The following is a 13,964-nucleotide window of genomic DNA, read 5'->3' on the forward strand; positions in this document are numbered from 1 at the left end:
TATTTTTTAACATTTTTTTCCAATACTACGTAAATTTTTGTCATTTTCTCTGCCTCAAATTTGGGCAGAACGGATTCTTTCGTTATTTTTGAACAAATTGAATCGCATGAAAAAGACCTTATTATACGGATTATCAGCCGTTTTGACGCTTACAACCATCCTCGGGAGCCTCCCCGTCCACGCCGCCATTGATGCAAAAATCAATTTCGAAACGGGAATCCCCAAGGCCTTCGTCGCCGGAGACAACAGCACCCTCACCCCCAGCACGAAGCACTTCAAGGACGGACAGCAGTCGATGCTCTGGAGCTGGACAGCCCCCTCGACGCTCCAATACAACGATTTCGGACAGCTCATGCGCTCGTTCCGCGTCAAGAAAGCCGGCATCATGCTCTGGATCTACAACCCCCGGGCCGTCGATGCCGATCTGCACTTCGCCTTCGAAACCCCGACGGGCGAAACCCCCTATTACTTTGATTTTCACCTCGATTTCACCGGATGGCGCGCCTGCTGGATCAAGTACGGCGACATGCCCGGCGACCACTCCTCGCAGCAGATCTCGCGCATGGTGATCTCCACCCCCGAGGGCGTCACGAGCGGCGAACTCTTCCTCGACCGCCTGACCTTCGCCGAAACCAAACTCCACGACCAGATCACCCCCGACCAGCAGATCCCCGACAACAACTGCAACCTCAAGCGTTCGCTCTGGCACTGGGCCCGCCTCTGGGAATGGGAGCAGTACACGTACGACGAGCCGCTGCACGAACTCACCCCCGAAGAAAAGCAGGAGCTCGATCTGGTCAAGTCGCGCATCACCTCGATCGTCGAGGCCAACATGTCGAGCGCCAACTACATCAACGGCACGATCATCCCGCGTGCGCTGAAGACCTTCGCGGCCGCCGGGATCCACCGCACGGACGACGGCGGGATCATCGGCGCCCCGCTGCTCTCGAACGACGAGTGCAACCGCACGAAGGGCGAACTGCGTCTGGACGACATCGAGAACATGCTCAACGCCTTCGCCCTGAACAGCTACATCAACAACGATCCGAAATACGAGGACGACTTCTTCCTGGTCATGGACTACGCCATCGACCAGGGCTTCGCCTTCGGCCACGGCAACGGCACGAACCACCACTACGGCTACAACGTGCGCAAGATCTACGACGCCATGTGGCTCATGCGCGACCGCATCGCCCAGCGCGGCAAAACCGACGAGTATATCCGCGTGCTGGCCTATTGGAGCGGACTCTCCGAGACGCGCAAACCCTACGTCTACGGCCGCGACGAGCTGCTCGACTCGTGGCATACGCTGCTCATGCCCAAGCTCATCAGCGCCCTGATGCTCCCCACCGAAGCCGAACAGCTGCGCGCCATGAAGGGGCTCTCGCGCTGGATGTCCGGGAGTCTGGACTTCACCCCGGGCACCATCGGCGGCATCAAGGTCGACGGCACCACCTTCCACCACGGCGGCCTCTACCCCGCCTACTCGACCGGCGCCTTCGCCGCCATCGGGTACTACTGCAAGGCGGTCCGCGGCACCGAGTTCAACCTCACGGAACAGGGCCGCAAGTGCTTCAAGCTGGCGCTGATGACCATGGCCAACTACACCAACCTGCGCGACTGGGGTATCGGTATCGCCGGCCGTCACCCGCTGAACAAGAACGGCCGCATCCCCGATGCCGATGTCAACGCCTTCGGCTATCTGGCCGCCTTGGGCGACCTGACCGGCAGCGGCAAGGCCGTCGATCCGGAACTGGCCGGCGCCTACCTGCGTCTGAAAGGCACCGACAAGGAGCTCAACAGCCTCTTCAAAAAGGAGGGGATCGAGACCGGGCCCACCCCTTCGGGCTTCTTCGTCTACAACTACGGCGCCCTGGGCATCCACCGCCGCGCCGACTGGATGGTCACCCTCAAGGCCTTCAACACGGATGTCTGGGGCTCGGAGATCTACACCCGCGACAACCGCTACGGCCGCTACCAGAGCTACGGCACGGCGCCGATCATCGGCTCGGGCAACCCCGTGACGGCCTTCGACAGCGGATTCAAACAGGAGGGCTGGGACTGGAACCGCGTGCCCGGCGCCACCACCATCCACCTGCCGTGGGCCGAACTGAACAGCCCGCTCCCCGGCACGCTCATGGAGCGCAACCCCAACCGGTTCTCGGGCGCCTCGTCGCTCGAGGGGCAAAACGGTATTCTGGTACTGCATCTCACGGAGGGCAACCGCAAGAACTTCACCCCCGGCGCCACGGCCTACAAGACCGTCTTCTGCTTCGACAACCGGATGGTCTTCCTCGGCAGCGGCATCGACAACAACAATACGTCGTACCCCACCGAAACCACCCTCTTCCAGCTCAACATGGAGGATCGCGGCGAAGCGCTGGAGGTCGACGGCCAGATCTACGACACCTTCCCGCTCCAACTCTCGAAGAGCGGTGAGCGCGTGGTGATCTCCGACACGAAGGGCAACTTCTACGTGGTGAAGGACGTCGCCGTGCTGAACATCGCCAAGCAGGAGCAGTCCTCGCCCAACGACAAGACACACGCCATGCAGACCGGCGACTTCGCCTCGGCATGGATCGACCACGGCCGCGCCCCGAAACAGGCCGGATACGAATACGTCGTCTACATCCAGCCCTCGAACAAGGAGATCAACCGCCTGCTCAAGAAGGACGAATACGAGGTGCTGCGCAAGGACAATGCGGCCCACGTGGTGAAGGACCTGCAGACGGGAATCACCGGATATGTCTGCTTCGAGGAGTACCGGGGCGACGGTCTGCTCCGCGAGGTGACTGACCAGACGATCGTCATGGAGCGCACGACGCCCGAAGGCGAGGTCGTCATGAGCGTCTGCACGCCCGATCTGGGAATCACCGAAAAGAGCTACACCACGCGTCAGGAGAGCCAGCCCATCGAAAAGCAACTGCTGCTGAGCGGGACCTGGGAACTCACGGTTCCGGCCGCCGGCGTCGAATTGACCCCCGCGGCCGACGCCACCCGGCTCAAGGTCACCTGCCGGCACGGGCAGCCCGTGGAGTTCCACCTGAAGAAGAAATAACCCCATTTACCCCACAACCTACCAGAATCATTTATGAAAAAAGCACTCAAACGAACGGCCGCAGCGTGTCTGCTGACCCTGTCGGTCCTGCTGAGCGGTGAGGCTTTCGCACAGAACAACGTGGTCGGACGAGTGGTCGACTCGAACAACGTCCCGTTGATCGGTGTCAACGTCGTGGTCAAAGGGACCACCACCGGCACCACCACCGGCGTCGACGGAAACTACGCGATCAAGGTCGCCGAAAACCAGACGCTGGTCTTCTCCTACCTGGGATATACGACCGTCGAGGAGATGGTCGGCAAACGAACGGCCATCAACGTCAAGATGACGGAAGAGGCTACACAGCTGGGGGCCGTCGAGATCGTCAACATCGGTTACGGCACCACCACGCGCCGTGACCTGACGGGTTCGGTGGCCAAGGCCGACCTGGGTACCATGATGAAGGCCAACGTCACGAGCTTCGACCAGGCCCTGGGCGGACGCATCGCCGGCGTGGTCGTCACCACGGGCGACGGTTCGCTGGGCGCCGAGGCCAACATCACCATCCGCGGAAACAACTCCCTCACGCAGAGCAACGCCCCGCTCTACATCATCGACGGATTCCCCTCCGAAGGGTCGTTCGCCACGTCGATCAACCCCGCCGACATCGAGTCGATCGACGTGCTGAAGGATGCCTCCGCAACGGCCATCTACGGTGCGCGCGGCGCCAACGGCGTCATCGTCATCAACACCAAACGCGGCAAGGAGGGCAAACCCACCGTCAACTTCAGCGCCTCGTTCTCGATGAGCCACATCGCCAACAAGATCGACCTGATGGACGGCTACGAGTTCGTCCGCCTGCAGGACGAGCTGGTCAGCCCCACCTCGATGGAGAGCTCCTACTACAGCTACAGCGAGGAGCTGGGCCGCAACCTCACCCTCGACGACTACCGCAACATCCCCGGCATCGACTGGCAGGACGAACTCTACCGCACGGCCTTCCAGCAGAACTACAACGTCTCGCTCTCGGGCGGAACCAAGGAGGGTCTGCGCTACAATGTCGGATTCTCGGCCCTGGACCAGGACGGTATCATCATCCGCTCGAACTTCCAGCGCTATCAGGGCAAGGCCAACTTCACGCTCCCGATCACCAAGAAACTCTCGCTGAACGCCAACGTCAACTACTCGCGCACGGCCACCAACGGCGTGAACCCCACCACGGCCGAAACGACCTCCTCGTCGTCGGGCTGGCTGATGTATTCGGTCTGGGGCTACCGTCCCGTAGGCAAGCCCGGGCAGGATCTGCTCAACACGATCATCGACGAGTCGGTCGACGGGTCGAACGACTACCGCTTCAACCCGGTCAAGACCGCTCAGAACGAGTACCGCAAGACGCTGGTCGACTACCTCAACTCGAATATCGCCCTGACGTGGAAGATCACCCCCGAGCTGACCTTCAAGACCACGGGCGGCTATGTGCTCAACAAGCGCCGCCGCGAAGAGTTCAACGGCACGGAGACCTACACGGGATACCCCGGCTCGCCGAGCGGAAAGGGGGTCAACGGAGCCATCTACTGGACCGACCAGTCGAGCTGGACCAACGAAAACACGCTCAACTACAAGCGCCGCTTCGGCCGCAACCACAACGTCGACATGATGGTCGGACTTTCGCTGCAGGGCCAGAACAATACCTACGAGGGAATCTCCTCGACGCAGATCACCTCCGAGGAGCTCGGCATCGCCGGCATCTACACCGGAAGCTATCAGAGCGTGCCGAGCAACTACTACGACTGGCGGATGATGTCGATGTTCCTGCGCGCGAACTACAACTTCCGCTACAAGTACTATCTGACCTTCTCGTTCCGCGCCGACGGATCGTCGAAATTCCCCGCCGGCAACCGCTGGGGCTACTTCCCCTCGGTGGGCGCCTCGTGGAACTTCAACCGCGAGAACCTCTTCAAGAAATCCGACTGGCTCACGAACGGAAAACTCCGCTTCTCGTGGGGTCTGACGGGTAACAACCGCACCCAGACCCCCTACGACTTCTATTCGCAGATCACCGTCACGCCGGGTTCGGGCGATTCGTTCGACTACGTCTTCGACGGTCAGCGCGTCCCGGGCTACTACTTCTCGAACATGGCCAACGACCGCCTCAAGTGGGAGACCACCGAGCAGTGGAACGTCGGCATCGACCTGGGATTCTTCGACGACCGCCTCAAGGTGACGGCCGACTGGTATGACAAGGTGACGCGCGACCTGTTGCTCTACGCCCTGCTGCCCGCCACGAGCGGCTACGAACAGGGCATGCTCAACATCGGCAAGATCCGCAACCGCGGATTCGAGTTCACGCTCGAGACGGTCAACATCAAGACGCGTCAGTTCCAGTGGTCGACCTCGTTCAACATCGCCTTCAACCGCAACCGCATCCTGGCGCTGGTCGACAACCAGAACACGCTGCAGACCTCCGTCACCTGGGAGACCCACTTCAACTCGCAGTTCCCCTACATCTCGCAGGTGAACAAACCCACGGGCATGATGTACGGCTTCATCTACGACGGAACCTACAAGCCCGAGGATTTCGACGCCGCCGGCAACCTGCGCGACGGCATCCCCGCCTACAAGGGCAACAAGATGCAGCCCGGCGACATGAAATACCGCGACATGAACGGCGACGGAAAGATCGACGACTACGACCGTACGATCATCGGTTGCGGCCAGCCCCTCCATACGGGCGGCTTCAGCAACAACTTCACCTGGAAGAACTTCGACCTGAACATCTTCTTCTCGTGGAGCTACGGCAACGACATTCTCAACGCCAACCGGCTGATCTTCGAGTCGGGCTGGAAATCCCAGACCAACCAGCTGGCCTCGTATGCCAACCGCTGGACCCCGTCGAACCCGACCTCCGACACTCCGCGCGCAGCCGCTACGGGCAGCGAGGAGTATTCGTCGCGCGTGATCGAGGACGGTTCGTTCCTGCGGCTGAAAAACGTCTCGCTCGGATACACCATCCCGAGCCGCCAGCTGCGCAAGGCCGGCATCAGCTCGCTGCGCCTCTACGTCTCGGCCGACAACATCTGGACCTGGACCAACTACAGCGGTCCCGACCCCGAGGTCTCGACCCGCAACTCGGTGCTTACGCCCGGGTTCGACTGGTCGGCCTATCCCCGTGCCTACGGGTTCACGGCCGGTGTAAACATCACGTTCTAACGTCCAAAAGCACCATCTCGTCATGAAAATGAAAAACATATACCGATTGGGGACCCTGGCGCTCTTCGGCACGGCTCTCTCGGCCTGCTCGTTCCTCGACACCGACCCGCAGATCATCCCCGCAGAGAACTATTACACCTCCGAGACCAAACTCCAGTACGGTCTGGCGGGTGTCTACGGCCCGCTGAGCAGCGAGGAGCTCTACGGAAACTACTATTCGCTGCAGATCAGCAACGCCGACGACCTCTGCTACTTCAACAACTACAACAACATCGACACCCGCCCCGACCGCTACAACCATACGGCCGGAACAGCCGTCATCTACGACGCCTGGCTCAAACTCTATCAGGGCATCAAGAATGCCAACGAGTACATCAAGGGCGTCGAGGCCTCGCAGATCGATCCCGAGGATCTCTCGACACCGAAAAGCCGATACGTGGCCGAAGCCCGGTTCCTGCGGGCCTATTACCACTTCCTGCTGGCCCAGGCCTGGGGCGACGTGCCCCTGCGCGTGGAGGCGGCCACCTCGCCCAACCCCAATGACGTGCAGCTGGCCGCAACACCCCAGGAGCAGGTGCTCAAATGGTGCGTGGACGAGATCGAGGCCGTCGTCGGCGATCTCGATCCGGAGGTCGACCAGACCCCCTCGCGCGTCAGCCAGACCGTGGCCGAAGGCATTCTGGCCCGGATCTACCTCTTCATGGCCGGCGAATCCGTAGCCGAGGTGGAGGGCCTCCCGAAAAAGGAGATGTACAAGAAGGCCGCCGACTGGGCCTACAAGGTGATCGAATCGGGCAAGCATCACCTCAACCCGAGCTACGAGGAGGTCTTCATCAACATGATCCGGGACCAGTATGACACGCAGTATCACGAGTCGATGTGGGAGGCCGAGTTCCTCGGCGACCGGACCAGTGCGGACAAGTGGACCAACGGCCGTATCGGTGACCTGATCGGACTGAAATCGCAGTCGACCAACACCAACTACTCGGAGTGGGCCTGCAACTACTCCTACGGCTTCTACAACGGTTCGTACACCCTCTGGCAACTCTATTCGGAGACCGACCGCGTGGAGAGCGACCTGAGTACGGCGGACGACGAGGACAACATCGCCGGAAAGATGGTCATCGACCGGCGCCGGATCTGGAACCTCCCGGGCTACAACTTCCAGGGCTACAGCGGATCGCACGAAACCGGAGGCCGCGAAATCTCCTACAAGATCGACGGAGTGGACAAAAAGGGCATTCTGCTGCAAACCCGCAGCATGCACCGCACGCCGTGGAACTACAACAACAACTTCGCCTTGCGCACGATCGAAGGACTCGAGGAGGTCGAAGGCAAGTTCGATCTGAACGACCTGGTCTACAACCCCGACGTGATGTGCGCCATCCGCAATGCGGGCAAGTGGCGCCGCGAGACCCTCTACGAAAACCAGATGTCGGCCAAAAACCTCTACACGACGATCAACTTCCCGCTGCTGCGCTACTCGGACGTGCTGCTGATGTATGCCGAGGCGGTCAACGAGTACAACGGCGCCCCCGACGACATCGCCAAGGAGGCCATCCGCGAGATCCGCACCCGGGCCGGCATCCAGACCAACGAAAACCAGCTGAACGACCCGCAGTCGTTCCGCGAACTGGTGCGCAACGAGCGCGGACGTGAACTGGTCTTCGAGGGACTGCGCAAATACGACCTGATCCGCTGGGGCATCTTCGTCGATCGGATGCATCAGGCCGGCACCAACATCCCGGCGGAAAACAAATACCGCAACGTCACCTACACCGACTATGCGGCCTCGACCTATGCCAACGTCTCCGAACGGCACATCTACCTGCCGATCCCGACCAAGGAGCTGGCCGTGAACCACGCCCTCACACAGAATCCCTTATGGTAAAACGCACAACAGCAGCGCATACGATGAAAACAAAACCGATCACATATCTTGCCGCAGCTCTCGCCCTCGCAGTTGCGGGAAGTTCGTGCGACCACGACGAAATCTACGAACCGCTGGACTTTGCCGTGCGGCTCGCCCCGACGAACACCTACCGCGTCGGCGAACCCGTCGTCTTCAACTTCGAAGGCAACGCCGACTATATCACCTTCTGGAGCGGCGACGTCGGCCACGAATACCGCTACCGCGACCGTACGACCATGCCCAAATCGGAGCTCGAAACCTGTCAACTGACCTTCTCCCTGTCACGCCGTTCGGGCTCAAACACGGGAGACGTCCAAGTCTACGCATCGGACCGCTTCGAGGGACTCGCGGGAGACAATGCCGCAACCGACAAAGCCACAATCGAAGCCATCGAAGCCGGCAACTTCGCCGACTGGACCCGCCTGGAGGTCAATGAAGAGAGCAAAAGCGGCCAGTGGGGCACCACCACCTGCAACCTGCTCGACGTCGACGGCAACGGCACCGCCCTGACCGACAACTTCACACTGCTGATCCGCTGGCACCCCAAGGATGTCACCGCCCAGCGAAACTACTACATCAACACGTCACTGGAGGTCAAGTTCAAAAACCGCGAATCGACGTTGCTGAGCTACACGGATCTGCAGTTCGTCAACTTCAATATGGCCAACGAAATGGCCGGCAAAGAGTACGATACCTACTCGACAGGTTCGAAGATCGGATACCTGCAGTACGGTCAGAATGCCGGCAACATCATCCTGAACGCCATCGAATCGGGAACGATGTGTCCGTATCTGATCGACACGTGGATATTCTCGACGCCAATGTCCCTTAACCTTACCTCTCCCGATACGGGCCTGAGCATCAAGGGCGTCACGGACGACGTGAAGAGCTACTCGTACACCTACGACAAGCCCGGAACCTATACGGTCACCTTCGTCGTCGCCAATGGCAACTACCAGGGCGAATCCGGGATTCAGACCTATGAGGTGACCTTCACCGTTATTGACCCTATCGAATAACGCAACCCATTCGAAATGAAGTCTCAAAGCCTGCTTTTTTCTCCTCGGAAAGCAGGCTTTTTTGCTTTTCCGGGTTGCATATGTGCGTTATTTTGAATATCTTTGGAGTGCTTAGGGAGCAGTTCCCGAATTTTATCTGAAACCGAAACGACCACCGCCTTATGAAAGCCGCATTGCAAGACATAGCATCGCATTTCGCCCTGCAGGGGACGATCGACTCGATCGACTCGCTGGGCGACGGATTCATCAACGACACCTTCCTCATCCGGACCGCCGGCAATGCCCCGGACTACATCCTCCAACGCAAGAACAAAAGCATTTTCCCCGATGTGCCGGGCATGATGGAGAACATCCGCAAGGTGACGGAACACATCCGCCGCAGGGTCATTGCCGAAGGCGGCGACCCGATGCGCGAGGCGATGACCGTCGTCCCGACCCGCGACGGAAAACTCTACTACGTCGATCCCGAGGGCGAATACTGGGCCGTCACGGTCTATATCGCCGACACGGTGGCCTACAACAAGGCCGACTCTCCGGAACTCGCCCGCAAGGGCGGCGAGGGGATCGGCAAGTTCCAGGCCCAGCTGGCCGACTTTACGGAGCCGCTCGTCGAGACGATCCCCGGCTTCCACAACATCCGCTACCGCTTCGTGCAGTGGGACGAGGCGCTGAAACGCAATGCCGCCGGACGGGTGAAAGACCTTGCGACGGAGATCGGATGGATCGAGTCGCGCCGCGCGGAGATGCTCGATTTCTGGAAGCTGGTCGAGGATGGTACGATTCCCACCCGCGTCACCCACAACGACACGAAAATCAACAACATCCTCTTCGACAAGCAGGGACGCGTCCTGTGCGCCATCGACTTGGATACGGTGATGAACTCCACGTCGCTCAACGACTTCGGCGACGCCATCCGCTCCTACACCAATACGGGCGACGAGGACGACCGCGACCTCTCACGCGTCGGCATGTCGATCGAGATGTTCCGCGCCTACACCGAGGGCTATCTCTCGCAGCGGGCCCGCCAGCTGACGCAGTCGGAGATCGACCACCTGGCCTTCTCGGCCCGGTACATCACCTACGAACAGGTGCTGCGCTTCCTGATGGACTACATCGACGGAGACCTCTACTACAAGATCAAATACCCGGAGCACAACCTCGTGCGCACGCATGCCCAATACAAACTCCTGCAAAGCATGGAGGAGCAATACACCGAGATGTGCCGCATCGTCCGCGAAACGGTCGCCAAATACAACTGACAAAACAGTGAAAGTGATGATGGAGATTCGCAAGATCGAGGGCATCGACCCCGAAAACCGGAAAGCCGTCGAAGAGGCTTTCGCACAAATCAGTCCGCGACCGATTGCCTGTTGCAACTGGCCCGACGACTATCCCTATGCCCCGCAGGTGCGCTTCCGGATGTTCCACACCGGCAAGCTGCTGATGCTGCGCTTCGATGTCGAGGAGAACTACACCGCCGCCCGCGTAGACAGGGACAACGGCCAGGTATGGACCGACTCCTGCGTGGAGTTCTTCATCTCGCCGGGAAACGACTCGGGCTATTACAACTTCGAAACCACCTGTATCGGACACATGCTGCTCGGATACCAGCATTCGCGCGCCGATGCCAACCGCGCCCGGCAGGAGATCATCGACCGGGTCAAACGTACGACCAGCCTCCCCTTCGGCGAACCCTTCGAGGAGCGCGAAGGCGACAACCACTGGTCGGTGATGCTGGCCATCCCGCCGCAGGCGCTCTTCTGTCACCGGATCGACGACTGGAGCGGTCTGGAGGCCCGTATCAACCTCTACAAATGCGGCGACAACCTCTCCCATCCGCATTTCCTCTCGTGGCGCCCCATTCAAACGGAGAAGCCCGATTTCCATCGCCCCGAATTCTTCGAACGGATCCTTTTTGAAAAGTAAACCGAAAATATGCAATTCATAACATCAAAATGAACAACAAGTATTCCTTGCCGAAAGACGGCGGCCTGATCGCCGACTCGGCTCCGCGCGACATCATCCATCGCTACGAAAAAATCCACACCCGGGTCTACGAAAACGAATACCAGGGTGTACAGTACGTGGCCGACACGATCGTGAAGGCCATCCGCACCTACAACGAAATCCACTCCTCGAACGAGGTCTACGAAGAGGCTCAGCCCTTCGTCCTGGGTCTCACGACGGGCCGCACGCCCCTGGGTCTCTACCGCGAACTGGTCAAACGTCACCAGGAGGGGCAGATCAGCTTCCAGAACGTGGCCGTCTACAGCCTCGACGAGTTCTACCCGATCAAATCCTCCGAACAGCAGAGCCGCAACTTCCGCATCCACGAGGATTTCCTCAACCACATCGACATCCTGCCCGAGAATGTCCACATTCCGGACGGTACGGTGCCCGAAGAGCGCATCTCGGAGTACTGCGCCTCGTATGACCTGGCCGTACGCCACATCGACCTGATGATCATCGGCGTGGGCGAGGACGGTCAGATCGGGTTCAACGAACCGGGCTCCTACTCGCGTTCGCGCACCCGGCTGGTTCAGCTGACCTACAACACACGCAAGATCCAGTCAAGCTCCTTCTTCGGACTGGAGAACACCCCCAAGATGGCCATCACGATGGGTATCGACACGATCATGCGCGCCGACCGCATCATCCTCATGGCCTGGGGCGAGGAGAAGGCCCGCATCATCCAGAAGGTGGTCGAGGGCGAGATCTCCGAAATGGTCCCCGCCTCCTACCTGCAGGCCCACCCCAATATCGAGGTGGTGATCGACGAAAACGCCGCACAACTGCTCACCCGCGAACAGACCCCGTGGATGGTCGGACCCTGCGAATGGACCCCGAAATTCGTCCGCAAGGCCGTCGTATGGCTCTGCGGCGTGGTCAAGAAGCCGATCCTGAAGCTTACCTACAAGGACTATATCGAAAACTCGCTGGGCGAACTGCTCGAACAGGGCCGCACGTTCGACCAGATCAACATCGACGTCTTCAACGACCTGCAGCACACCATCTCGGGCTGGCCGGGCGGCAAACCCAATGCCGACGACTCAACGCGTCCCGTACCGTCAACGCCCTTCCCCAAACGCGTGGTGATCTTCTCGCCGCACCCCGACGATGACGTCATCTCGATGGGCGGTACGTTCATCCGCCTCGTCCAGCAGGGTCACGACGTACACGTCGCCTACGAAACGTCGGGCAACGTCGCCGTACACGACGATGTCGTCGTACAGAATATCGACACGGCCCGCGAACTGGGCTACGCCGACCACTACGAGGAGGTCAAGAAGATCATCGCCAGCAAGAAGAAGGGCGAACCCGAACCGCGTGCACTGCTCGATCTGAAGGGTTCGATCCGCCGCGCCGAGGCCCGTGCCGCCGTCCGCTCGTTCGGTCTGAACCCCGACACGAACGCCCACTTCCTCAACCTGCCGTTCTACGAAACGGGCGGCATCAAGAAGGGCCAGCTCACCGAAAAGGACATCAACATCATCGTCAACCTGCTGCGTGAGATCAAGCCTCACCAAATCTATGCCGCCGGCGACCTGGCCGACCCCCACGGCACGCACCGCACCTGCATGGAGGCCGTGCTGGCCGCGCTGGAGATCGTCAAGGACGACGAGTGGATGAAGGGCTGCCACCTGTGGCTCTACCGCGGCGCCTGGATGGAGTGGGATCTCGGCATGGTCGACATGGCGGTGCCCCTGTCGCCCGACGAGCTGATCATGAAGCGTCACGCCATCTACCGCCACCTCTCGCAGAAGGATATCATGCCCTTCCCGGGCGACGACCCGCGCGAGTTCTGGCAGCGCGCCGAGGAGCGTACACAGCACACGGCCAAGCTCTACGACCAGCTGGGCATGGCCGAATATCAGGCCATCGAGGTCTTTGTGAGAATGTTCTAAGGAATCAACAAAAAACGTTACAACATGCGTTTAATCATTGAAAACACCCCGCAGCAGGTAGCCCAGTGGGCTGCCAACTACATCATCCAGCAGATCAAGGCCAAGGAGCAGGTGACGAAATCACCCTTCGTGCTGGGACTCCCGACCGGCTCGACGCCGCTGGAAACCTACAAGGAGCTGATCCGCCGCCACAAGACGGGCGAAGTATCGTTCAAGAACGTCATCACGTTCAACATGGACGAATACGTCGGTCTGCCGGAGGAGCACCCCGAGAGCTACCACTCGTTCATGTGGAACAACTTCTTCAAGCACATCGACATCAAGCCCGAGAATGTCAATATTCTGGACGGCAACGCCGAGGATCTGGTCAAGGAGTGTGCCGACTATGAGGCGCGCATCGTCGAGGCCGGCGGCATCGACCTCTTCATGGGCGGCGTGGGCGAAGACGGCCACATCGCCTTCAACGAGCCCTTCTCGTCGCTGAACTCCCGCACGCGCGTCAAGACGCTGACGCAGGATACGATTCAGGTCAACTCGCGCTTCTTCGGCGGCGACGTGACGCTGGTGCCGAAGACGGCACTGACGGTCGGCGTCGGGACGGTGCTTTCGGCCAAGAAGGTGCTGATCCTGGCCACGGGCCACAAGAAGGCTCGCGCCGTGCGTCACGGCGTCGAGGGGGCATACAACCACCAGTGGACGATCTCGGCGCTGCAGGTGCACCCGAACGGCATTCTGGTGTGCGACGACCCGGCCGCCGAGGAGCTGCGCGTAGCCACCTACCGCTATTTCAAGGACATCGAGAAGGACAATCTGATCTCGAAGTAGCCGGAGTTAAGGGGGGGGTCCTCCTTCCGGAAGGGAGCCAAACGCTCCTCTCCGAA

8 protein-coding genes are annotated in these 13,964 nt (G+C 60.2%); all 8 read left to right on the top strand.

Annotated features, from left to right (window positions below; translation table 11 throughout):
• The first annotated feature begins 106 nt into the window (after positions 1–106).
• Complete coding sequence (locus tag PUQ42_RS07980; protein WP_273372723.1) at positions 107–3,058, top strand: chondroitinase family polysaccharide lyase; 2,952 nt, start codon at positions 107–109, stop codon at positions 3,056–3,058.
• A 33-nt stretch (positions 3,059–3,091) separates the two neighbouring features.
• Positions 3,092–6,247, top strand: a complete 3,156-nt coding sequence (locus PUQ42_RS07985; RefSeq protein ID WP_273372726.1) for a SusC/RagA family TonB-linked outer membrane protein — start codon at positions 3,092–3,094, stop codon at positions 6,245–6,247.
• Positions 6,248–6,269: 22 nt separating this feature from the next.
• Complete coding sequence (locus PUQ42_RS07990) at positions 6,270–8,138, top strand: RagB/SusD family nutrient uptake outer membrane protein (RefSeq protein WP_273372729.1); 1,869 nt, start codon at positions 6,270–6,272, stop codon at positions 8,136–8,138.
• Between the two features lie 23 nt (positions 8,139–8,161).
• Positions 8,162–9,178 (top strand): DUF5017 domain-containing protein, encoded by a 1,017-nt coding sequence (locus PUQ42_RS07995; RefSeq protein WP_273372732.1) that lies wholly within the window; start codon positions 8,162–8,164, stop codon positions 9,176–9,178.
• Positions 9,179–9,339: 161 nt separating this feature from the next.
• A complete protein-coding gene (locus tag PUQ42_RS08000) occupies positions 9,340–10,437 on the top strand; it encodes a phosphotransferase enzyme family protein (RefSeq protein WP_273372735.1) in 1,098 nt (365 codons plus the stop codon).
• A gap of 19 nt (positions 10,438–10,456) precedes the next feature.
• The gene (locus PUQ42_RS08005) at positions 10,457–11,104 is read left to right on the top strand and encodes a carbohydrate-binding family 9-like protein (protein WP_273372742.1); all 648 of its coding nucleotides are present in this window, start codon (positions 10,457–10,459) and stop codon (positions 11,102–11,104) included.
• Between the two features lie 29 nt (positions 11,105–11,133).
• The gene (locus tag PUQ42_RS08010; protein WP_273372738.1) at positions 11,134–13,083 is read left to right on the top strand and encodes a 6-phosphogluconolactonase; all 1,950 of its coding nucleotides are present in this window, start codon (positions 11,134–11,136) and stop codon (positions 13,081–13,083) included.
• Positions 13,084–13,107: 24 nt separating this feature from the next.
• Positions 13,108–13,908, top strand: a complete 801-nt coding sequence (gene nagB, locus PUQ42_RS08015; RefSeq protein WP_122119483.1) for a glucosamine-6-phosphate deaminase — start codon at positions 13,108–13,110, stop codon at positions 13,906–13,908.
• Positions 13,909–13,964 lie beyond the last annotated feature (56 nt).

The sequence above is a fragment of the Alistipes megaguti genome, assembly GCF_944320325.1.
Classification (GTDB): Bacteria; Bacteroidota; Bacteroidia; order Bacteroidales; family Rikenellaceae; genus Alistipes; species Alistipes megaguti.

What these genes read in the sequence shown, in the direction of transcription:
- PUQ42_RS07980 (WP_273372723.1), top strand. Translation starts at nt 107, where the DNA reads ATGAAAAAGACCTTATTATACGGATTATCAGCCGTTTTGACGCTTACA.
- PUQ42_RS07985 (WP_273372726.1), top strand. Translation starts at nt 3,092, where the DNA reads ATGAAAAAAGCACTCAAACGAACGGCCGCAGCGTGTCTGCTGACCCTG.
- PUQ42_RS07990 (WP_273372729.1), top strand. Translation starts at nt 6,270, where the DNA reads ATGAAAATGAAAAACATATACCGATTGGGGACCCTGGCGCTCTTCGGC.
- PUQ42_RS07995 (WP_273372732.1), top strand. Translation starts at nt 8,162, where the DNA reads ATGAAAACAAAACCGATCACATATCTTGCCGCAGCTCTCGCCCTCGCA.
- PUQ42_RS08000 (WP_273372735.1), top strand. Translation starts at nt 9,340, where the DNA reads ATGAAAGCCGCATTGCAAGACATAGCATCGCATTTCGCCCTGCAGGGG.
- PUQ42_RS08005 (WP_273372742.1), top strand. Translation starts at nt 10,457, where the DNA reads ATGGAGATTCGCAAGATCGAGGGCATCGACCCCGAAAACCGGAAAGCC.
- PUQ42_RS08010 (WP_273372738.1), top strand. Translation starts at nt 11,134, where the DNA reads ATGAACAACAAGTATTCCTTGCCGAAAGACGGCGGCCTGATCGCCGAC.
- nagB (WP_122119483.1), top strand. Translation starts at nt 13,108, where the DNA reads ATGCGTTTAATCATTGAAAACACCCCGCAGCAGGTAGCCCAGTGGGCT.